Here is a 281-nt window from a genome sequence, read left to right on the forward strand (position 1 = left end):
GGTCTCGTTGGGGTAATGTCGATGCTGAGCGGTTTTTACGCTCTGACATTGCTGCCATTGCCAGAGAGCATTGCCATCAATTACGCATCGCCGCTGATGATTGTGGTGCTGAGCGCGATTTTCCTGAAAGAGCAGGTACGCTTGTATCGCTGGTCAGCGGTGCTGATCGGTTTTGCCGGTGTGCTGATTATCGTCTGGCCGCGTCTGAGCATGTTCTCAAGCGGAGGGATGAGTCAGGCAGAAGGGATCGGAGCGATTTTTGCTTTGATCGGCGCTTTGTC

General features: G+C 53.7%; 1 protein-coding gene. It reads left to right on the top strand.

Features of this window, described 5'->3' with window-relative positions:
* A partial coding sequence (locus HBA93_RS20755) for an EamA family transporter (protein ID WP_221724533.1) occupies window positions 1–281 on the top strand: 281 nt, incomplete at both ends.

The organism is Ochrobactrum sp. SFR4, assembly GCF_019730395.1.
Taxonomy (GTDB): domain Bacteria; phylum Pseudomonadota; class Alphaproteobacteria; order Rhizobiales; family Rhizobiaceae; genus Pseudochrobactrum.